This window comes from Cyanobium sp. NIES-981, assembly GCF_900088535.1.
Lineage (GTDB): Bacteria > Cyanobacteriota > Cyanobacteriia > PCC-6307 > Cyanobiaceae > NIES-981.
On record NZ_LT578417.1, the window covers coordinates 1,144,115 to 1,164,172 of the forward strand.

Here is a 20,058-nt window from a genome sequence, read left to right on the forward strand (position 1 = left end):
GGAGCTTCTCCTCCCTCCGTCCGTTGACTGCTGGCCGCCCACCCCAGACCCCGCGTGCCGGCTGGGGCCACCCCATGCGGTTGCTGCTGCGCCTCACGGTGATGGGCATCGGGCTGGGGGTGCTGGCGGGCACGGGGCTCAAGCTGCTGGCCCCCCATCTGGCCACCGGAGCGGTGGAGGCCCCGAAACTCGACCCCGCCAACAAGGCATCGGCCCGCACCCTGGATCCGGGCCGCTTCGAACCGAAACGGCAGCTCACGGCCCTGAGCCAAACCTGGGCCCGGCTGGCAGCCGCCCAGAAGGGTCTGCAGGCCAGCGGCTTTCTGCTGGTGCTGGATGACGGCCGCTACGCCGAACTGCAGGCGGATCAGGCCCTGCCCGCGGCCAGCTCGATCAAGACCCCGATCCTGCTGGCGAGCCTGGAGGATGTGGATGCGGGCAAGATCCGCTGGAACGAGCCCCTCCCCCTCACCAAGGAGGTGGTGGGCGGTGGCGCCGGCTGGATGGCCAGCAAGCCGGTGGGAACCCGTTTCCCCTTCTTCGAGTCGGCCACCGAGATGATCCGGGTGAGCGACAACAGCGCCACCAACCTGCTGATCAAGCGCCTGGGGGGCAAGGACAAGCTCAACGCCCGCTTCCAGGCCCTGGGCCTGCCGGCCACGGTGATCAACAACTGGCTTCCGGATCTCGATGGCACCAACACCACCAGTGCCCGCGATCTGGCCAAGGCGATCGCCCTGGTGGACACCGGCGAGAAGCTCAGCCCGCGGGCCCGGGATCTGTTCCGCGAGATCATGGGCACGTCGCGCACCAACACGCTGATCCCCCTCGGACTGCTGCAGGGCCTCGGCAAGGATGCCGCCGACCCCGACAACGAACTGCTGAGCTACGGCATCACCGTCTACAACAAGACCGGTGACATCGGCATCGCCTACGCCGACGCCGCCCTGATCCACCTCCCCAACGGTCAACGGGCCGTGGCCGCCTTCATGGTGAAAGGGCCGTTCAACGACCCCCGCTCCGCCGATCTGATCCGCTCGATGGCCGCCGAATCCGCCAAAACCCTCGTGGGCCGCCGATGACTCTCCCCCTCCGTCTCCTGCTCTCCGTGGCCACCGGTGTGGTCAGCGCCACGGTCCTGCTGCCGCCCCCCGCCGCGGCGCGCAGCGCCAGACCCGCCCCGGCCGCGGCCCCCACCCCGGCACCAGCACCAGCCACGGCGCCGGCGCCGGCGCCCGTGCTGCGGCCCCAGACCGTGGCCCCCCTGCCCGGCGGGCTCGACACCGTGCTGGTGGTCAACGACAACAACCCGGAGCTGATCACGGGGCCCGGGATCCTGCTCTCCACCTTCGCGGGCCGGGGCCGCGGCGTGCCGGAGGCCCATCTCGATGTCCCCCTCAGCGGCCGCTTCGATCTGTTCAGCCACCACGTGTATGCCGGCAAGCCGGACACGCTCGACTCCACCCTCTGGCTGGCGGTGGTGGCCCAGCCGCGGGGGCCGAAGCCGGTGACCCTGCGCCTGCTGGGGGGCTCCACCGCCCTCTCGCAATCCCTGGATCCGGCCATGGCGGGGGCACCGTTCCTGCCGCTGCCGCCGCTGCTGGCGGAAACCACCACCCCGGCCTACGCCGGCCCGGGCAGCCGGGTGGCCACCGAGCTGCTGGCCCGCACAACCAGCCCCGAGATTCCGCGCCAGTGGACCCTCCCCCCCGGCAGCCCCAGCAGCCTGCTGGTGCTCCCCCTGCCGGTGCGGGGGCTCGATCCCCTGCTGAACGGCCGCAACCTGCAGCTGCGGCTGCTGAGCAGCGGCCCGGTGAGCCTGGCCACCCTGGCCGCCTTCGGCCCCAACGACAGCCCACCGCCAGCGGACACCTGGGCCCGCCTGCTCGACGGTGGGCTCAGCCCGAAGGAGCACACGCCCACCCCGCGGGGGGCCAGCGGCCGGATCATCTACTCCCGCGTCAGCGGCGTGCAGATCGGCAGCACCTGGCGCGGCACCATCACCGATCCCGGCCAGCGCTGGCTGAGCGCCTCCGCCGCACCGATCTCCTGGCCGATCGCCTCGCTCGAACGGGGCAGCCTCGGCACCGACCAGATCCAGACCGCCGAGCTCAAGGCCTTCTACCCCGGCACCGCCTGGGCCGCCCACGGCAACTACGGCGTGGAGTACGACCTCACCATCCCGCTGCGCAACACCGGCAGCACGCCGGTGACCCTGCAGCTGGCGCTGGAATCGCCGATCAAGGGCGACCGGCCCGAGGGGGGGCTCCGCTTCAACGTCACCCCCTCGAGGGCGGTGATGTTCCGGGGGCCCATCGAAGTGAGCGGGCTGGATGGGCCGGGGGGACGGCCCAGCCGCCGCCGCCGCTTCCATCTGGTGCAGCGGGCGGGCGACCCAGGCCCCGCCCTGGGCACCGTGAGCCTGGCCCCGGGAGCCCAGCGCAGCCTGCGGGTGCGGCTCATCTACCCCGCCGACGCCACCCCGCCCCAGGTGCTCAGCCTGTTGCCTGTGAAACAATCCCCTCCGACCCCAGCCAGCCGCCAACCGTGACGCAAGCCCGCAAGCGCCGGGTCTTCCCCTTCACCGCCATCGTGGGGCAGGAGGAGATGAAGCTGGCCCTGCTGCTCAATGTGATCGATCCGCGCATCGGCGGCGTGATGATCATGGGCGACCGGGGCACGGGCAAGAGCACCACGATCCGTGCCCTGGCCGATCTGCTGCCCGAGATCCCCGTGGTGGCGGGCGACCCCTACAACAGCTCCCCCGACGACCCCGACCTGCAGAGCGCCGAGGTGCGCCAGCGGGCCGAACAGGGCGAGCAGCTGCCGGTGGAGCAGCGCCAGGTGCCGATGGTGGACCTGCCCCTGGGCGCCACCGAGGACCGCCTCTGCGGCACGATCGACATCGAGAAGGCCCTCAGCGAGGGCGTGCGGGCCTTCGAACCCGGCCTGCTGGCCAAGGCCAACCGCGGCCTGCTCTATGTGGACGAGGTGAACCTGCTCGACGACCACCTGGTGGACGTGCTGCTGGACTCGGCCGCCTCGGGCTGGAACACGGTGGAGCGGGAGGGGGTGAGCGTGCGGCACCCGGCCCGTTTCGTGCTCATCGGCTCCGGCAACCCCGAGGAGGGGGAGCTGCGGCCCCAGCTGCTGGATCGCTTCGGCATGAGCGTGGAGGTGCGCACCGTGCGCGACCCCGAGCTGCGCGTGCAGGTGGTGGACCAGCGCACCGCCTTCGACAACGATCCCGACGGCTTCAACGCCGCGGTGCAGACCACCCAGGATGCGCTGCAGGCCCGGGTGGTGGAGGCCCAGAACCGCCTGCCCCAGGTGGAGATCGACGACGACCTGCGCATCCGCATCTCCGCCGTGTGCGGCGAGCTCGATGTGGACGGCCTGCGCGGCGACATCGTGACCAACCGCGCCGCCCGGGCCCTGGCCGCCTTCGAGGGCCGCACCGAGGTGAGCGAGGACGACGTGGCCCGGGTGGCCGCCTGCTGCCTGCGCCACCGCCTGCGCAAGGATCCCCTCGAGCAGATCGACTCCGGCGAGCGGGTGGTGAAGGTGTTCTGCAAGGTGTTCGACCGGGCCGACACGAGCGACCGGAGCCAGTTCGAACTGGCCCTGGTGGCCTAGGGGCGGCCCCGGCCCGGTGCGCATCCTGGGCATCGATCCGGGGCTGGCCCGGGTGGGCTACGGCGTGATCGAGGTGCAGGAGGAGCCCGGGGCCTCCGCCCAGCCCCAGCAGCTGCTCGACTGCGGCATCCTGCGCACCGATCCCGGCCGCAGCGAGGGCCAGCGGATGGTGGAGATCGCGGCCGACCTGCGGGTGCTGCTGCGGCGCTGGCGGCCCCAGCTGGCGGTGGTGGAGAAGTTCTTCTTCTACCGCTCCAGCACCACCATCGCCGTGGTGCAGGCCCGGGGGGTGGTGATCATGACCCTGGCACGGTTCCGGGTGCCGGTGATGGAGCTGCCGCCGATGCAGATCAAACAGGCCCTCACCGGCAACGGCCATGCCGACAAGCCCGAAGTGCTGGAGGCCGTGATGCGGGAGCTGGCCCTGGAGGCCCCCCCCCGGCCGGACGATGCCGCCGACGCCCTCGCGGCCGCCCTCACGGGCTGGTTCCAGCGGTGATGCCCCATCCCGAGCCCCCGTCAGCCTCCGCGGCCCGGAAACGTCTGCTGCGGCAGCAGTTCCGGGAACGGCGCCGCACCCTGCTGCCGGCCTGCGCCGGGGCGCTCGCGGAGGTGCTGGCGGCTCAGTTGCCCACCCTGCTGGCGGCGGCATCGCCACAGGATGCCGCCCAGCCAGGTGCCCGGCCGGCTGCGAGGGGATGGCTGGGCCTGTACTGGCCACTGCCGGGCGAGGCCGATCTGCGGCCGGTGCTGCAGGCGATCGCAGCCTGCCGGGGCCGCCTGGCCCTGCCGGCGATCGCAGCCGGCCGGCTGCACTACCGGCCCTGGCAACCGGGCGCCGCGCTGCAGGCCGATGCCTGCGGCATTCCCGCTCCCCCTGGCAGCGCCGGCGATCTGGCCGCCTCCGACCTCCGCCTGATCCTGGTGCCGGCCCTGGCCGTCGACCGGCACGGCCTCCGCCTCGGCTACGGCGGAGGCTGGTACGACCGGCTGCGCAGCGACCCCGACTGGCGTCGGGTCGAGGCCCTGGCGGTGCTGCCCCAGGGCTGTGTGGTCGATCGGTTGCCGCAGGAGCCCTGGGACATCCCGATGGACGGCTGGATCAGCGAGGCAGGCCTCACCCGGCCGTGTCGCGAACCTTGACAAACCCGCAACAGGACCCGGCCTGGCCATGCACCTCTGCCAAGATCGCCGCAGTGCTCATTCCGCCCGTGACGATGACCGCTGGATCCCTGTCCATGGCGAGCTCTTCGGCAGCCGGGGCGCCCAGCGCCGCCGAGCGGGTTCTGGCCTCGGAGCTGGCGGGCCGCAGCGACAGCCACGACGCCCTGTCCATGATGGTCACGTCCATGCTGCGGATGGTGCAGGCCGGTAAAACGCGCGAGAGTCGCTGGAAAGACTCCTGACCCATCTCCTGCATCCACGGCGAACCATGGTCCACCCCTCGCTTCCTCCTGCCCGGGTCCTGGGTTCCCTCGTCGTGGCCGCTGTTGTCGGTTCTGCCGTGGCTGGGCCATCGCCGGTGTGGGCCCACGCCATCGAGAGCAGTCTCGAGCGGATCACGGCCGTCAATGACGAGCTGATGCTGGAGAGCCGCTTCAGCACCGGGGAACCCGCCGACGACGCCGTCGTGAGGCTGCTCCCCCCAGGCGGGGAGCCGATCGAGGTGGGCCGCACCGATGCCAGCGGCCGCATCCGCTTCAGCCTGCCGAGCCAGGCCGCCAAGGACTGGGAAGTGCAGGTGGACCGCGGGCCCGGCCATCGGGACTATCTGGAGCTGAGCGAGACCGGCCGCACCGGAGCAGCCCTCGGCCTGCGGCCGCCGCTCAACAGCCGGCGTGGCGTGAACGATCCCTGGTACCTCCTGGCGGGTCTGACTCTCATCGGTGGCGGCGCAGCAGGCATGCTGGCCCTGCGTCGCCGTTTCTGAATGGCTGAGCCCACATCGGGGGCCACGGGCAGCCCCGCCCTCGACTCCATCGTGGCGCGCCTGGCCGGCACCTCCGACCCCAGGCGCCGTTACGAATACGTGCTGTGGCTGGCGAAGAAGCTCGAACCCCTGCCGGAGCAGTTCCGCAGCGACACCTTCAAGGTGAAGGGGTGCGTGTCCCAGGTGTACGTGGTGGGCCAGCTGCTGGATGGCCACCTGCACTGGCGAGGCGATTCGGACGCCGCCATCACCAAGGGCCTGCTGGCCCTGCTGATCGAGGGCCTGGAGGGCCTCACCCCCGAGCAGGCCGCAGCGATCGATCCGGCCTTCATCGCCGCCACCGGCCTGCAGGGCAGCCTCACCCCGTCGCGGGCCAACGGCTTTCTCAACATCCTGGCGATGATGCAGGCCCAGGCCAGAGCGCTGGCGGCCTGATTTCTAGGATCCAGCCATTGCGGGGCACCACAGCATGACCATCGGCATCGGCCTGCTCGGACTGGGCACAGTGGGCGCCGGTGTGGCGAGCATTCTGGCCAGCCCTGAAGGCCGCCATCCCCTGGTGGCCGCCCTGCGGCTCCAACGGGTGGCGGTGCGGGATCTCAACCGCTCCCGGCCGACCTCCCCGCCAGCCGAGCTGCTCACCACCGACCCCGAGGCGGTGGTGGACGATCCCGGCGTGGACATCGTGGTGGAGGTGATGGGCGGCCTCGAGCCGGCCCGCACGCTGATCCTGCGGGCGATCGCCGCCGGCAAACCCGTGGTCACGGCCAACAAGGCCGTGATCGCCCGCCATGGCGAGGAGATCGCCGCTGCGGCCGCCGCGCAGGGGGTCTACGTGCTGATCGAGGCGGCCGTCGGCGGCGGCATCCCGATCATCGAACCGCTCAAGCAGTCGCTGGGCAGCAACCGCATCCAGCGGGTGAGCGGGATCATCAACGGCACCACCAACTACATCCTCAGCCGCATGGCCGCCGAGGGCGCCGCCTACGCGGACGTGCTGGCCGATGCCCAGCGGCTGGGCTATGCCGAGGCCGATCCCGCCGCCGACGTGCAGGGGGGAGACGCCGCCGACAAGATCGCCATCCTCACCCGCCTGGCCTACGGCGGCACCGTGCCCCGGGGTGCCATTCCCACCGAAGGCATCGACCAGCTCGAGGCCCGCGATGTGGCCTATGCCGCCCGCCTGGGCTTCGTGGTGAAGCTGCTCGCCGTGGCCCAGCTGATGGAGGCCGAGGGGGAGCACGCCAGCAGTGACCACCCCCTCCTGGACGTGCGGGTGCATCCCACCCTGGTGCCCAGCACCCACCCCCTGGCCGGGGTGAACGGTGTGAACAACGCCATCCTGGTGGAAGGCGATCCGGTGGGGCAGGTGATGTTCTACGGCCCCGGGGCCGGGGCCGGCCCCACCGCTTCGGCCGTGGTGGCGGACATCCTCAACATCGCCGGCATCCGGCAGGCCACCGGGGGATCGGGCGGCAGCCTGGATCCCCTGCTGGCGGCGGGCAGCTGGCGCACCTGCTCGCTGGTGGAGGGATCCCTCACCACCCACCGGAACTATGTGCGGCTCAGGACGCGGGACGAGGCGGGGGTGATCGGCAAGATCGGCACCTGCTTCGGCGAGGCCGGTGTGTCGATCCAGTCGATCGTGCAGTTCGCCGCCCAGGACCAGGACGGCGGCGATGCGGATGCCGAGATCGTGGTGATCACCCACGAGGTGCTGGAGGCGAACTTCCGCCGGGCCCTGGCCAGGATCGAAGCCCTGCCCGAAGTGGAGTCGGTGGCGGCCTGCCTGCGCACCCTCTGAGTGCACACGCTCTGAGTGCGCACCCTCAGAGGCTGAGGTGGCCCTGCGCAGCCCCGGGCCCGGGGCAGCCGGCTGATCAGGATCATCAGCGGCTCCGATCGTTCCCCCCTGGCGCGGAGCCACCTCCAGGGGCCAGAGTGGAGAGAGCTGAAGACATCGTGAAGAAACCGGCACCACACCGGCACGTGCTGATCAGGCAGCCCCACATGATCAGGCAGCCCCCAACAGAGCGACGCTCAGCACCCGGCCGTTGATCTCCATCCGCGCACGACCCGCCCAGATGGTATCCGCATGAACATTTCCACCCCTGGAAGGTCCGCACCATGGCGCCAACGTCGATGCACCTTCCCCCGAGTACCCCGTTTTCCTTCTGTCCTGACAGCCCCATGACGGCCCTCTTCTGCACCACTGCCACCACCACGCCCAGCCAGGGCGAGTGCGTGCTTCTCGATTCCGGGGAGCAGCTCTACCAGGTGATCGGCGTGGACGATCGCCACGACCGCTGCTGGCTGCGCCGCTGGCCCCTGGCCCGCCACGGCTCGGAAGTATTTGAAATTTCCCTGCAACGGGTGCGGCCGGCCCGGCCCCACCGCTCTTGAATGGCTCCCAGCTTCTGAGGGCCATCGCTTGCATCGGGCTCTGCGGCTGACCCCCCTCTCCCTGGCTGTCCTGCTGCTGGTGATGTCCGCCACCGTGGCCGGTTGCCTGCCGAGAAGCCCCGGCTCCCAGTCCCCGGCAGCGAGCGGCAACCGGCTGGTGGTGGCCAGCCGGAACCGGGTTGACAGCGTCGATCCCGCCGGGGCCTACACCTTCGGCGCCATGCAGCTGCTGAGCGCGATCGGAGATCCGCTCTATGCCGTCACCGAATCGGGGCAGCTGGAACCGCGCCTCGCCCTGGAGCTGCCGCAGCTGAGCTCCGATGGCCGCACCGCCAGGATTCCCCTGCGGCGGGGCGTCCGGTTCCATGACGGCACCGCCTTCGATGCGGCCGCCATGGTGTTCAGCCTCGAGCGCTTCCTGGCGATCGGCAAGCTGAGCTATCTCCTCGGCGACCGGGTCACGGCGGTTCGGGCGGTCGACTCCCACACCCTGGAGCTCAGCCTGGGCCAGCCCTTCGCGCCGCTGGCCGAGCTGCTCAGCGCCGTGGCCCTCACGCCCCTCTCCCCCACCGCCTACCGCCAGCACGGGCGGCGGCTGCTCAACGAGCGCTTCGTGGGCACCGGCCCCTACCGGCTCACCTTCTTCAGCAAGCAGCAGCAGCGGCTGGAGCCCTTCGCCGACTACTGGGGCGGCCAGCCCGCCAACAACGGCATCGACCTGGTGTCGCTCAGCAACTCCACCGCCCTGTTCGGTGCCCTCACCAGCGGCGAGGTGGATGTGCTCCTCTCCACCAGCCTGGAGATCGACCAGCAGGCCGCCCTGCGCCGGCGCAGCCGGCAGGGTCAGCTGCGGGAGGGCAGCGGGGCGGCCCTGGAGATCAGCTATCTCACCCTGCTCAGCGACCAGCCGCCGTTCGACAACCCCACGCTGCGCCGGGCCCTGGCCTACAGCCTCGATCGCGACACGATCAGCGAGCGGGTGACCCTGGGGCTGCGGCCGCCCCTGCGGGAGCTGGTGCCCCCCAGCCTGCCGGGCTCCGATCCCGTCGCCTGGGTGCGCTACGACCCCGTGCGGGCCCGCAGTCTCTACCGCCAGGCGGGCTACTGCCAGGGCCAGGCGCTGCGGGTGCCGCTCACCTTCCGCTCGAACATCCCCAGCGACCGCCTCTTCGCCCTCACCTGGCAGGCTCAGCTGCGTCAGGACCTGGGCGACTGTGTGCAGCTGGAGGTGACGGGCATGGAATCCACCACGGCCTACCGCCAGCTGGGCGAAGGGGCCTTCACCCTGATCCTGCTGGACTGGATGGGGGACTTTCCCGACGCCGACAACTACCTGATTCCCCTGCTGGCCTGCGAGAAGGAGGAGCAGCACCGCTGCCTGGAGGGCGCCAGCGCCGCCAGCGGCAGCTTCTGGGCCCAGCCGGGCCTGCAGGCTCTGCTGCAGCGCAGCGAGAGCAGCAGCGGTGCCGAGCGCCGCAGCCTCCTGCAGCGGATCCAGCGGATCACGGCGGGCGCCAATCCCTACATCCCCCTCTGGCTGGTGGCCCCGCGGGCCTGGGCCCAGCCCGGCGTCAGCCGGCCGCGCTTCGATGGATCCGGACGGCTGCAGCTGCAGGCCCTCACCCGCACGGGAATGGGCGTCGAGGCCAACACGGAAGCGGTGCAGCCATGAGCCGGCGCCGGGCTCTGGCGCAGTATCTGGCGGCACGGCTGGCGCTGGCGCCCCTGATGCTCTGGCTGATCGCCACGCTGGTGTTCCTGCTGCTGCGGCTGGCGCCGGGGGATCCGATCGACGCCCTGCTCGGCACCCGCGCCCCGGAGGCGGCCCGGGCGGCGCTGCGGAGCCGCCTCGGCCTGGATCAGCCCCTCTGGCAGCAGTACGGCGGCTTTCTGCGCGATCTGCTGCGGGGGGATCTGGGCACGTCCCTCACCAACCAGGATCCCGTGAGCACGGTGATCGGCCAGACCCTGCCCGCCAGCCTGGAGCTGGGCAGCGTGGCCCTGATCCTGGCGGCCGTGGTGGGCCTGGCCGTGGGTTTCTCCGGGATCGCCCGGCCCGAGGGCAAGCTCGATCTGGCCGGCCGCCTCTACGGCATCGGCACCTACGCCCTGCCCCCGTTCTGGGCCGCCATGGTGGTGCAGCTGATCTTCGCCGTATGGCTGGGCTGGCTGCCGGTGGGCGGGCGGTTCCCTCCCACCCTGCTGCCGCCCGAGGGCAGCGGCTTCTATCTGCTTGACAGCCTGCGCAGCGGCCTCCACAGCGGCGACTGGCAGGCTCTGCTCGGCACCGTGCGCCACCTCACGCTGCCGGCCGGCACCCTGGCGCTGCTGCTGAGCGGCATCTTCGCCAACGCCCTGCGGCTGAACCTGCGCCGCAGCCTCGCCAGCGACTACGTGGAGGCCGCCCGCAGCCGGGGCCTGGGCGAGGCACGGGTGGTGCTGCGCCATGCCCTGCCCAACGCGCTGCTGCCCGTGCTCACCATCACGGGCATCACCGTGGCCTCGCTGATCGGGGGCGCCCTGCTGATCGAGGTCACCTACTCCTGGCCGGGCATCGCCTACCGGCTGCAGGAGGCGATCAGCCAGCGCGACTACCCCCTGGTGCAGGGCATCGTGGTGGTGGTGGCCGCCCTGGTGGTGCTGGTCACGGTCACGGTGGATGTGCTGGTGGCGCTGCTCGATCCCCGCATCCGCTTCTGAGCACGTCTGAGCCGGGGCCGCAGGCCCCCCATCCGCCTCAGGGGCGCCCCAGCCGGTCGCGCCAACGGCGTGCCTGGCCCTGATCGAGCACATAGGCGGTGATGCCGTTGTGCACCCGGCGCTGGGGCGAGAGGAGGCTGGGATGCTGCCACCCCTCCAGGAACTCGATCGTGGCAGCCAGGAGCAGATCCTGCACCCTGCGGGGGTCTTCGCCCACCAGCTGATTCCCCAGCCGGAAAAGCGGCTCCCCCTGGGAGGTCATGCGCACCGGCGAGAAGTGGCTGCCGCCGTCCACCACCACCAGACGGCTGCGGGGGTGCCGGTTCCCGAGGAACAGATCCAGCTGCTCGGTGACCGGCGGGGTGACCAGATCCAGGCTGCCCCCCACCACCATCACAGGCAGGTTGAGGTCCGCAAGACCGCGGGCAGGCCAGAGCAGGCTCCCGAACCCGTTGAAGGTGATCACGCCGCGCAGCGGAATCGCATCCTGCAGCGCTGAGCCGCTCACGGGGAAGGTCTGCCGGGCGCCATCCCCCATCACTTGGGGCAGCTGGCACTGGAGCAGGCGGGAGAGGTTGGTGACCGGCAACGAGGAGAGGGCCTGCTCGCAACGCTGCGCCAGGCCCTGTTCCGGCACAAGGCCGGCGGCCATCAGCGCCGCCAGCCCTCCGAGGGAATGGCCAAACAGCACCATGCCGTCCTCACCGGCCGGCGAAGGCCCGAAGGCCGGCAGGCCGCCATCCCGCTGGGCCGCCAGCACCGCCTGCAGATCGGCCAGCCGCGCCGGCAGCGACTCGGCTCCGGGCGGAGGCCCCTCCCCCTCCAGTGAGGCCTTCACAGCCCGCTCATCACTGCCGGGATGCTCGATCAGCAGCACCGGCCAGCCCCGTTCGGCCAGGGCGGCCGCCAGCCAGCTGAGCTGCTCGGTGTTGCCCCCCAGCCCCGGCATCAGCAGCAGCCAGGGTCCGCGCTTGGCCTGACGGGCCGGCCAGAGCTCCAGGGGCAGGGGAGAGGAGCGGTGGGCAACGGCGAGCTGCAGCCGCTGGGGACTCCTGCCGTGGTCCTGCCGCCCGAGCAGCAGCGTGCGTGAGCTGCGCCGCGGCAGGGGCAGGGCGCGCAGTTCGGCCATCGCCCTCTCCTGGAGCTGCAGCTGCCGGCGCCAGTCGCCTGCCAGCTCCAGCAGACCATCGACGCGCAGGTGCAGCCGTTCCGGCGGGAGGGCCCGCAGCAGGTCCAGCGAGGTGATGGTGCTCTGGCGCTCCAGCAGCTGGCTCAGGGTCGCCAGCAGCAGCACGCCGGTGTTGTCTCCGGCGGGGGTGGTGATCAGGCCCCCCACCTCGCGCAGCAACGGCTCCCCGGTCCAGCTGCTCAGCATCTGAACCCCGAAGCCGCGATCCCGCAGCAGGGGGGCGCGGAGCAACCGGATCAGTCCCCGGCGGGATCCGGGATCCAGCAGATCCAGCCACAGCGCCAGGCTGCTCGTGGCGCCCTGGGGGTCCAGGGTCCAGGCCTCCAGATCGTCGAGATCGAGGGGCAGCTGAAGGCCATCCAGCTCCACCACCAGCTCGGAGGCCGCCCGGGCCGGTTGGGCCGCCAGCGGCGGAAAGAACACCAGCAGACTGGCGAGAACTCCGAGCAGGCGAGGAGAAGGTGTTGGCAGAAGCCGAACTGGCAACGGGGAGGACGCCGCAGCGCCGAGGCTGGTGGTTCCAGTTTCCCGCGCCACTGCGCGAAGTGGCCACCTTGCGGCTGGTGGGATCGATCGGGGCCGGCGGGGTGCTGTACCTCACCCCGATGGTGTTCCACCAGGAGGCCCTGAGCGCCGCCAGCGTGACCCAGGGGGTGGCCCTCGCCGCCCTGGCTGGCACCGTGAGCCGCTTCCTGAGCGGCTGGATGCTGGATCGGGGCGTGAACTGCTCCGTGCCCGTCCTGCTGGCGGCCCTGGCCGCCCTGGTGGGGGACAGCCTCCTGTTCCAGGCCCGGGACTTCGGGGCCTACCTCCAGGGACAGCTGCTGTTCGGCATCGCCATGGGGCTCTACTGGCCCGCGATCGAACTGGCCGTACCGCTGAGCTGCCGGCAGGGGCCCGCCCCGGTGAGCTCTGGCCGGGGCTACGCCCTGGTGCGCAGTGCCGATGCCACCGGCATTGCCGCTGGAGCACTGATCGGCACGCTGCTGGCGGGCATGGGGCTGCTGCGGGGCATCTACCTGGTGGACATGCTGTGCCTCAGCGCCATGGTGCTCCTGTTGCTGCTCCGGCGGCTGCCGGATCCGGACAGGCGTGCCGGCAGTGGTGCGAGCGGCCGCCTGGGGGGAGCCTGGCTGGGTCCGCTGCTGCCGGTGCTGGCCGTCGCTCTGCTGGCCACGGCCCTGCCCGCCCTGATGCAGAGCGCCCTGCCGCTCGACCTGGTGCGGGGGGGCCTGGCACGCCAGGCGTTGCCCGAGAGCCTGGGGGCGGCCCTGATCGCCCTCAAGCTGGGGCTGCTGGTGCTGATTCAGTGGCCGGTCGGCAGGGCGCTGGCCCGGCATCCGGTGCGGATCGGGCTCGGCCTCAGCCTGGGCAGCTTCGCGGTGGGCACAGCCCTGCTGGGGGGCTCAGCGCTCAGCAGCAACGGGGTGGCCCTGGTGGTGCTGGCCCAGGTTCCCCTGGCCCTCGGGGAAGCCGCCTTTCTGCCGGTGGCGAGTGAGGCGGTGGTGGAACTCACCCCGGTGGACCATCGGGGAGTGGCGATGGCCCTCTTCTCCCAGTGCTTTGCCCTGAGCGCCCTGGGGGCGCCGCTGCTGGCCGGAATGGCCCTGGACCGGCAGGGCCACGGCCTGGGGGTGTGGTGGACGGCCGCCGGACTCTGCGTCGGGGGCCTGCTGCTGGTGCAGCGGATCAGGCCGAGGCCTGCGGCGGCTGCCTGAGGGCCCAGGCCTCATGGGGCAGGGGCTCGGTGCCGTATTCCCAGTCGTCGTAGTCGGGATCGTTGCGGATCTGCTGATGCAGCTCCTTCTGCACGTCGAAGTTGTGGGGGTGATCGGCGGCCGCCGTCCGGGGGACGTCGGGGCGGCTGGGGGTGTGGGGGGCATTGGGGGCACCCGGGTCCTGCTGGCGCATGGTGTCCACTGCAACTGAGCCGATTCTTGCCGATCCCCCGGACCTGTGGCGGAACCGCTGCTGCCCGGGCCTGCCGAGGACTCACACGTTGAACAGAAACTCCATCACATCCCCTTCCGCCACCACGTACTCCTTGCCCTCGCTGCGCAACCAGCCGCGGTTGCGGGCCTCCGCCAGCGAGCCGGCCTCCACCAGCTGCCGATGGCCGATGGTCTGGGCCCGGATGAAGCCCCGCTCGAAATCGGTGTGGATCACACCGGCCGCCTGGGGAGCCGTCATGCCGGCGGTGATGGTCCAGGCACGGGTTTCCTTCTCGCCGGTGGTGAAGTAGGTGCGCAGACCCAGCAGGGCGTAGGTGGCCCGGATCAGGCCCTGCAGTCCCCCCTCGCTCACGCCCAGCCCCTCGAGGAACTCGGCGCGGTCCTCCTCCGGCAGTTCGATCAGCTCGGCCTCCACCTGGGCGGAGATCCTCACGGTTTCCGCACCTTCCTGGGCCGCCAGGGTCTGCACGGCCTCCACGTGGGCATTGCCCGCCGCCAGATCGTCCTCGCTCACGTTGCTGGCGTAGATGATCGGCTTGGCGGTGAGCAGTCCGAGCGGCCGGATCAGGGCCTGCTCCTCCGGGCTAAGGGCCACCGTGCGGACGGCTCCACCCGCCTCCAGCACCGCCTGGAGGCGCTCCAGCACCGCATCCTCCTGCTGGGCCTCCTTGCTGGTGCGCACCTGCTTCTTGAGCCGCTCGCGCCGCTTCTCCACCTGGGCCAGATCCGCCAGAGCCAGCTCCAGATTGATCACCTCGGCATCCCGCACGGGATCCACCGAACCGGCCACATGGATCACGTCGTCGTCGTCGAAGCAGCGCACCACATGCACGATCGCGTCCACCTCGCGGATGTTGGCCAGAAACTTGTTGCCCAGGCCCTCACCCTGGCTGGCACCCTTCACAAGACCCGCGATGTCCACGAACTCCACGCGGGTGGGGATGATCTCCCTGCTGCGGCTGAGCGTGGCCAGCTCCTGCAGGCGCGGATCCGGCACGGCCACCACCCCGGAATTGGGCTCGATCGTGCAGAAGGGATAGTTGGCGGCCTCGGCCTGGGCATTGGCCACCAGGGCGTTGAACAGGGTCGACTTGCCCACGTTGGGCAGCCCGACGATTCCGGCTTTGAGCATGGGGCGAATCTACGGGCCGCCGACCGGTGGCCTCAGCCGCGAAACTGGGGTGAGCTCCGGTCAGGTCCATTCCTACCCTCTCCCCACGCCGGCCCCGGCGTACGGCCGATCCCGACCGTCCCGCCAGCCAGCCCGGCAGCGAACCCAGCAGCGCCAGTCCCGCCGTGACCCCCCTGCCTCCCCGCCAGCCCCGCTGGCGCCGGCGCGTCGGCGCCGGAGCGGCTGCGGCGCTGCTGATCGTGGCCGGCGTGGTTCTGTGGCAGCGCCAGCGGGGCGCCGGCTCCAGGAACCTCGAGCCCTACACCGTGCTGGCGAACTCGGGAGACCTGCCGGGGGTGGTGAGCGCCTCGGGCGAACTCGACGCCGAGAAACGGGTGAACGTGAGCCCGAAGCGGCAGGGCCTGCTCGAACAGCTGCTCGTGGAAGAGGGCGACCGGGTGCAGGCCGGTCAGCCCCTGGCCAGGATGGACAGCGGCGACCTCGGTGACCGCATCAGCGAGCTCCAGGCCCAGCTGCAGTCGGCACAGGCGGAGCTGGTTCGCAGCCGCAGCGAGCTGGAGCGCAACGAGAAGCTCTATGAGCAGAAGGCCATCAGCCTCAGCGACTACAACACCGTGCGCAGCACCTTCCTGGTGGACCAGGCGGCGGTCGAGGCCGCCCGCCAGCGGCTCGCCGCCCGCCGGGTGGAGCAGGCCGATCTGATCGTGCGGGCACCGTTCTCCGGGGTGATCACCCAGCGCTACGCCGACCCCGGCGCCTTCGTGACCCCCACCACCACCGCCTCGGCGACGGCGGGCGCCACCAGCTCCTCGATCGTGGAGCTGGCCCAGGGCCTGGAGGTGGTGGCCAAGGTGCCGGAGAGCGACATCGGCCGCATCCGCCTGGGCCAGGAGGCCGTGGTGCGGGTGGACGCCTTTCCCGATCGCCGCTTCGCGGCCGTGGTGAAGCGCATCACCCCCAGGGCCGTGAAGGTCAACAACGTGACCTCCTTCGATGTGATCCTGCGCTTCAGCAGCGAGCAGCCGGATCTGCGCATCGGCATGACGGCCGACGTGGACTTCAGCACGGGGCGGGTGCAGGCCAAGACCCTGGTGCCCACCGTGGCGATCGTGACCGAGGAGGGGCGTCCGGGCGTGCTGCTGGTGGGCAAGGACCGTCAGCCCACCTTCCAGCCGGTGGAGCTGGGCATCAGCGGCGGCAAGGACACCCAGATCCTCTCGGGTCTGGAGCCAGGCACCCGGGTCTTCATCGACCTGCCCCCCTGGTCGAAGAAGAAGCGCTGAGGGCCCGCGGGTCTCAGCCTGCTGAAGCGGAGAGGAACTCCCGCGCGGCCTCCACGATGCGCCCGCTGGCCAGGCCATCCCCGAACGGGTTGTGGGCCCGGGCCATCGCCTCATAGGCGGCGGCATCGGTGAGCAGGGTCGACGCCTCGGCGAGGATGTCGGCGCTGGCGGTGCCGATCAGCTTGGCCGTGCCGGCTTCGATGGCCTCCGGCCGTTCCGTGGTGCGGCGCAGCACCAGCACCGGCTTGCCGAGGGCCGGTGCCTCCTCCTGCAGACCACCGGAATCACTGAGCACCAGGGTGCAGCCCCGCATCGCCGCCACCAGCTGGTCGTAGTCGAGGGGCTCGGTGAGGAAGGCCCGGGGATGATCGCCCAGCAGCGCCTGCAGCGGCTCCCGCACCGTGGGATTGCGGTGCAGGGGCAGCAGCAGGGCGGTGTCGGGAAAGCGCTCCAGCACGGCCAGGAAGCCCCGGCCGATCTCCTGGAGGCGCTCCCCCCAGTTCTCGCGCCGGTGCACCGTGGCGAGGATCACCCGCTGGCGCTGCCAGTCCAGACCCTCCAGGGCCAGGGAGGGCGCCCGCTCCGCCATGCGCAGCAGGGCATCGATCACGGTGTTGCCCGTGGTGAGGATGCGGCCCATCACGCCCGAGGTCCGGCAGTTGGCGGCGGACTGTTCGGTCGGCGCGAAGTGGAGCAGGGCCAGCTGGGAGATCAGGCGCCGGTTGGCCTCCTCCGGGAAGGGATCGAAGATGTTGTCGGTGCGCAGGCCCGCCTCCACGTGTCCCACCGGGATCTGTTCATAGAAGGCGGCCAGGGCCGAGGCAAAGGCCGTGGTGGTGTCCCCCTGCACGAGCACCAGGTCGGGCCGGTGCTGAGCAAATTCCAGCCGGAGCCCCTCCAGGGCCGCACAGGTGATGTGGGTGAGGGTCTGCTGCGGCGCCATCAGGGCCAGATCGTGATCGGCACGAAGGCCGAACAGCTCCATCACCTGGCTCACCATCTCGCGGTGCTGCCCCGTGAGCACCACCCGGGTGTGGAAGTCGGCGGCCTGCTGGAAGGCCAGGATCACCGGCGCCAGCTTGATCGCCTCAGGCCGGGTGCCCAGCACGATGCTCACGAGGGGCTTGCGCCCAGGAGGCTCGGTCAACACAGGCCTGCAAACCGGCGGATCCTAGGAACTGCCCCAGGAGCTGACAGATCCCAGCAAAGCCGCGAAGCTTGCTAGCAGGAGCCGGCCACCGATGACCACCTCACCGTTTCCCCCCTCGCCCCGGCCCCAGGCCGGCGCCATACCGGATCCCCCCCGCCCCCGGGCGACGCCGGGGCAGGGCAGCCAGAGGAGATGGGACCGATCCCTCCCAACCTGGAGGGCATCGTGCGGCTGGCCTACGCCCGCAACTACTCCGATGTGCACGCGGGCGTGGGAGAAGCACCTCGCTACCGCTCCCGGGGCGACATGCTCCGCACCGGCTGGCCGGTGACCGACCAGGCCACCTTCACCGCCTGGCTCCGCGAAATGCTCACCCCAGCGGAAATCGATCGATTTCTTCAGGACAAGGAGTACGACGCGTCCCATACGTTTCCGTTCGCACGCGTTCGGATCAACCTGATGGATTCCATGCGGGGCCCCGCCATGGTGCTGCGGCTGATTCCGAAGACGATTGCCAGCCTCGACGATCTGGAAATGCCGCGGGTGCTGCGGGATCTGTGTGCCAGACCGAAGGGCCTGATCCTGGTCACCGGGCCGACCGGCTGCGGCAAGAGCACCACCTTGGCGGCCATGGTGGACTGGATCAACAAAACCATGAGACGCCACATCCTCACCATCGAGGATCCTGTGGAGTTCGTCCATGAAAGTGATCAGTCACTGATCCGCCAGCGCGAAGTCGGCCACCACACCAAGCTTTTCCACAATGCCCTGAGAGCCTCCCTGCGGGAGGATCCCGATGTGATCCTGATCGGCGAGATCCGCGACCGCGAAACCCTGGCCACCGCCATCGAAGCCTCCCAGACCGGCCATCTGGTGCTTGGCACCCTTCACACCAATTCGGCCATCAAGTCAGTGGAACGCGTGCTGGGGATGTATCCCCCCAATGAACAGGACCAGATACGGCGTGCCCTTTCAGAATCGCTGCTCGGGGTGATCGCCCAGGGGCTGATCAAGACCACGGATGGCGAAAGGACGGCCTACCAGGACATCCTGATCAACACCGATGCCTGCAGGGACTACATCCAGAGGGCGGAACTCGATGAGATCGAGGAAATCATGCGGCGCAGCCGCTTCGACGGGATGGTCACCACCAACCAGTCCCTGCAGGATCTGGTGGAGGCCGGCAGAGTGAGCGCGGAGGACGCCATCTCCCACAGCCTCAAGCCGAATGAACTGGCTCAGGCGCTGCGGGGACGTACCTGAAGTACCGGAACAACGTGCGGCATCGGGGCATGCGGCTCGGGGTCAGCCCAGGCAGGCCCGGCCCTGTCCACCCATTGTCAGTGGAACGCCAGGCGGGCCAGCACCAGCACGGTGAGGCCCACGGAGAGGCCCAGCATGGCCAGGCGGCCGTTCCAGATCTCGGCCTGGGGCGTGAAGCCCCGCCTCCAGGCATTGAGCTCGTCAGGACTGACGGGTTCGTGGCTGGGGCTCCCGGCGGCCGGCTCTGCGGCCGAGTCGCTGGCGGTGTCCGGATCTGCAGAGGCCATGGTGGGAAGCCGGCAGCGCTGAAGCCAGCCTAAGGGCACCCGTTAGAAGCAAGGCGCGGGGCCGTAGAGCTCACCGGCCCGCTCCAGCGGCCAGCGGGCGGCCACGCCCAGAGCCCCGGGACTCCTCTGCCCGGCGACCAGTCGCTCGCAGGCCGCCACGGCGATCATCGCGGCGTTGTCGGTGCAGTAGGGCAGGGGGGCGACGCGCCAGGCCAGGCCATCGCGGTCGGCGCGCTCCGCCAGCAGCTCCCGCAGGCGCCGGTTCGCCGCCACCCCGCCCACCAGCACCAGAGTGCGCAGCTGCTGATCCACGGCGCAGCGGCAGCTGCGCTCCACCAGCACCTCCGCCACCACCTGCTCGAAGCTCGCGGCCAGATCGGCCAGGGGCAGGGGCTCCCCGCGCTGCTCCAGCTGGCGCACCAGGCGCAGCATCGCGGTCTTCAGGCCGCTGAAGCTGAAGTCGTAGGGATGGAATCCCCCCTCCGGCCGTGACACCCGGCCCTTGGGCAGGGGAAAGCGCTGGGGATCCCCCGCGGCGGACACGGCCTGGATCGCCGGCCCCCCGGGGTAGCCGAGGTTCAGGAGGCGAGCGACCTTGTCGAACGCCTCGCCGGCCGCATCGTCATGGCTGCGGCCGAGCCGCGTGTAGGCCCCGGGGCCATCCACCCGGATCAGCTCGGTATGGCCGCCGCTCACCAGCAGCACCAGATAGGGGCCCGGCGGCAGGGGCTCGCCCAGCTGCACCGAGCAGAGATGCCCCTCCAGGTGGTGGATGCCCAGGAAGGGCTTGCCATGCAGACGGGCCAGGGTGCGGCCGGTCACGGAAGCCACCAGCAGGGCACCGAGCAGACCGGGCGCCGCCGTGGCGGCGATGGCGTCCACGTCGCCGGCCCCGAGGCCGCAGTCGCCACTGACGCGCGCAATCAGGCCGGGCAGGGCCTCCACATGGCGCCGGGAGGCGATCTCAGGCACCACCCCGCCCCAGCGGGCGTGCTCCTCCACCTGGGACGCCACGGCACTGGCGAGCACGGTGCGATCGCGCACAATCGCAGCCGCTGACTCGTCACAACTTGTTTCGAGGGCCAGAACCGTCGGCATGGTGTCCGGAGAGCTCCCCTACTGTCCGCGAGTGA

At 71.0% G+C, this 20,058-nt stretch carries 21 protein-coding genes; 15 read left to right on the plus strand and 6 right to left on the minus strand.

The window, feature by feature from the left end:
* Positions 1-74 precede the first annotated feature (74 nt).
* The 12 genes from CBM981_RS05755 to CBM981_RS05810 all read left to right on the plus strand — a co-directional run bounded on the left by CBM981_RS05755 (position 75) and on the right by CBM981_RS05810 (position 10,669).
* On the plus strand, positions 75-1,082 hold the full coding sequence (locus tag CBM981_RS05755) for a serine hydrolase (RefSeq protein ID WP_087067636.1): 1,008 nt from the start codon (positions 75-77) through the stop codon (positions 1,080-1,082).
* The gene (locus CBM981_RS05760; protein WP_087067637.1) at positions 1,079-2,551 is read left to right on the plus strand and encodes a DUF3370 domain-containing protein; all 1,473 of its coding nucleotides are present in this window, start codon (positions 1,079-1,081) and stop codon (positions 2,549-2,551) included. Before CBM981_RS05755 ends, CBM981_RS05760 begins: the two co-directional genes overlap by 4 nt.
* Positions 2,548-3,636 (plus strand): magnesium chelatase ATPase subunit I, encoded by a 1,089-nt coding sequence (gene bchI / locus CBM981_RS05765; protein ID WP_087067638.1) that lies wholly within the window; start codon positions 2,548-2,550, stop codon positions 3,634-3,636. The genes CBM981_RS05760 and bchI overlap by 4 nt, the downstream gene beginning before the upstream one ends.
* A 16-nt stretch (positions 3,637-3,652) precedes the next feature.
* A complete protein-coding gene (gene ruvC, locus CBM981_RS05770) occupies positions 3,653-4,135 on the plus strand; it encodes a crossover junction endodeoxyribonuclease RuvC (protein ID WP_087067639.1) in 483 nt (160 codons plus the stop codon).
* Positions 4,135-4,779: a 5-formyltetrahydrofolate cyclo-ligase gene (locus CBM981_RS05775; protein ID WP_087067640.1), complete on the plus strand. Its 645-nt coding sequence runs from the start codon at positions 4,135-4,137 to the stop codon at positions 4,777-4,779. Before ruvC ends, CBM981_RS05775 begins: the two co-directional genes overlap by 1 nt.
* Positions 4,780-4,874: 95 nt before the next feature.
* Complete coding sequence (locus tag CBM981_RS05780; protein ID WP_157665345.1) at positions 4,875-5,042, plus strand: hypothetical protein; 168 nt, start codon at positions 4,875-4,877, stop codon at positions 5,040-5,042.
* 98 nt (positions 5,043-5,140) lie between these two features.
* Positions 5,141-5,566: a hypothetical protein gene (locus tag CBM981_RS05785; protein ID WP_172820833.1), complete on the plus strand. Its 426-nt coding sequence runs from the start codon at positions 5,141-5,143 to the stop codon at positions 5,564-5,566.
* On the plus strand, positions 5,567-6,001 hold the full coding sequence (locus CBM981_RS05790; protein ID WP_087067642.1) for a SufE family protein: 435 nt from the start codon (positions 5,567-5,569) through the stop codon (positions 5,999-6,001).
* Positions 6,002-6,035: 34 nt separating this feature from the next.
* On the plus strand, positions 6,036-7,370 hold the full coding sequence (locus CBM981_RS05795; protein WP_087067643.1) for a homoserine dehydrogenase: 1,335 nt from the start codon (positions 6,036-6,038) through the stop codon (positions 7,368-7,370).
* A 386-nt stretch (positions 7,371-7,756) separates the two neighbouring features.
* Positions 7,757-7,969 (plus strand): hypothetical protein, encoded by a 213-nt coding sequence (locus CBM981_RS05800; RefSeq protein WP_087067644.1) that lies wholly within the window; start codon positions 7,757-7,759, stop codon positions 7,967-7,969.
* Positions 7,970-8,051: 82 nt separating this feature from the next.
* Positions 8,052-9,641, plus strand: a complete 1,590-nt coding sequence (locus CBM981_RS05805; RefSeq protein WP_172820934.1) for an ABC transporter substrate-binding protein — start codon at positions 8,052-8,054, stop codon at positions 9,639-9,641.
* Complete coding sequence (locus CBM981_RS05810) at positions 9,638-10,669, plus strand: ABC transporter permease (RefSeq protein ID WP_087067646.1); 1,032 nt, start codon at positions 9,638-9,640, stop codon at positions 10,667-10,669. The genes CBM981_RS05805 and CBM981_RS05810 overlap by 4 nt, the downstream gene beginning before the upstream one ends.
* A gap of 37 nt (positions 10,670-10,706) precedes the next feature.
* Here the strand turns inward: CBM981_RS05810 and CBM981_RS05815 are convergent, their stop codons facing one another.
* Positions 10,707-12,281, minus strand: a complete 1,575-nt coding sequence (locus CBM981_RS05815; protein ID WP_225867553.1) for an alpha/beta hydrolase — start codon at positions 12,279-12,281, stop codon at positions 10,707-10,709.
* A gap of 122 nt (positions 12,282-12,403) precedes the next feature.
* Between CBM981_RS05815 and CBM981_RS05820 the strand changes: the two genes are divergently transcribed.
* Positions 12,404-13,576 carry an MFS transporter gene (locus CBM981_RS05820; RefSeq protein WP_087067648.1) on the plus strand — a complete coding sequence of 391 codons (1,173 nt, stop codon included), beginning with the start codon at positions 12,404-12,406 and terminating at the stop codon, positions 13,574-13,576.
* Here CBM981_RS05820 and CBM981_RS05825 read toward each other — a convergent pair.
* Positions 13,548-13,769, minus strand: coding sequence for a hypothetical protein (locus tag CBM981_RS05825; RefSeq protein ID WP_157665347.1), 222 nt, complete (start codon positions 13,767-13,769; stop codon positions 13,548-13,550). The two genes, CBM981_RS05820 and CBM981_RS05825, sit on opposite strands and share 29 nt — an antisense overlap.
* Positions 13,770-13,850: 81 nt before the next feature.
* Entirely contained in the window at positions 13,851-14,942 is a 1,092-nt protein-coding gene (gene ychF, locus CBM981_RS05830; RefSeq protein ID WP_087067650.1) for a redox-regulated ATPase YchF, read from the minus strand.
* A 173-nt stretch (positions 14,943-15,115) separates the two neighbouring features.
* Here ychF and CBM981_RS05835 point away from each other — a divergent pair, with 173 nt between their 5' ends.
* Positions 15,116-16,225 (plus strand): efflux RND transporter periplasmic adaptor subunit, encoded by a 1,110-nt coding sequence (locus CBM981_RS05835; protein ID WP_225867631.1) that lies wholly within the window; start codon positions 15,116-15,118, stop codon positions 16,223-16,225.
* Positions 16,226-16,238: 13 nt separating this feature from the next.
* Here the strand turns inward: CBM981_RS05835 and wecB are convergent, their stop codons facing one another.
* Positions 16,239-17,372, minus strand: coding sequence for a non-hydrolyzing UDP-N-acetylglucosamine 2-epimerase (gene wecB, locus CBM981_RS05840; RefSeq protein ID WP_087067652.1), 1,134 nt, complete (start codon positions 17,370-17,372; stop codon positions 16,239-16,241).
* Between the two features lie 195 nt (positions 17,373-17,567).
* On the opposite strand from wecB, the gene CBM981_RS05845 reads away from it, so the two are divergent.
* Complete coding sequence (locus CBM981_RS05845; protein WP_087067653.1) at positions 17,568-18,638, plus strand: type IV pilus twitching motility protein PilT; 1,071 nt, start codon at positions 17,568-17,570, stop codon at positions 18,636-18,638.
* Between the two features lie 77 nt (positions 18,639-18,715).
* On the opposite strand, the gene CBM981_RS05850 is transcribed toward CBM981_RS05845, so the two are convergent.
* Entirely contained in the window at positions 18,716-18,925 is a 210-nt protein-coding gene (locus CBM981_RS05850) for a high light inducible protein (RefSeq protein WP_087067654.1), read from the minus strand.
* A 42-nt stretch (positions 18,926-18,967) separates the two neighbouring features.
* Positions 18,968-20,023, minus strand: a complete 1,056-nt coding sequence (gene tsaD, locus CBM981_RS05855; RefSeq protein WP_087067655.1) for a tRNA (adenosine(37)-N6)-threonylcarbamoyltransferase complex transferase subunit TsaD — start codon at positions 20,021-20,023, stop codon at positions 18,968-18,970.
* Between the last annotated feature and the right edge of the window lie 35 nt (positions 20,024-20,058).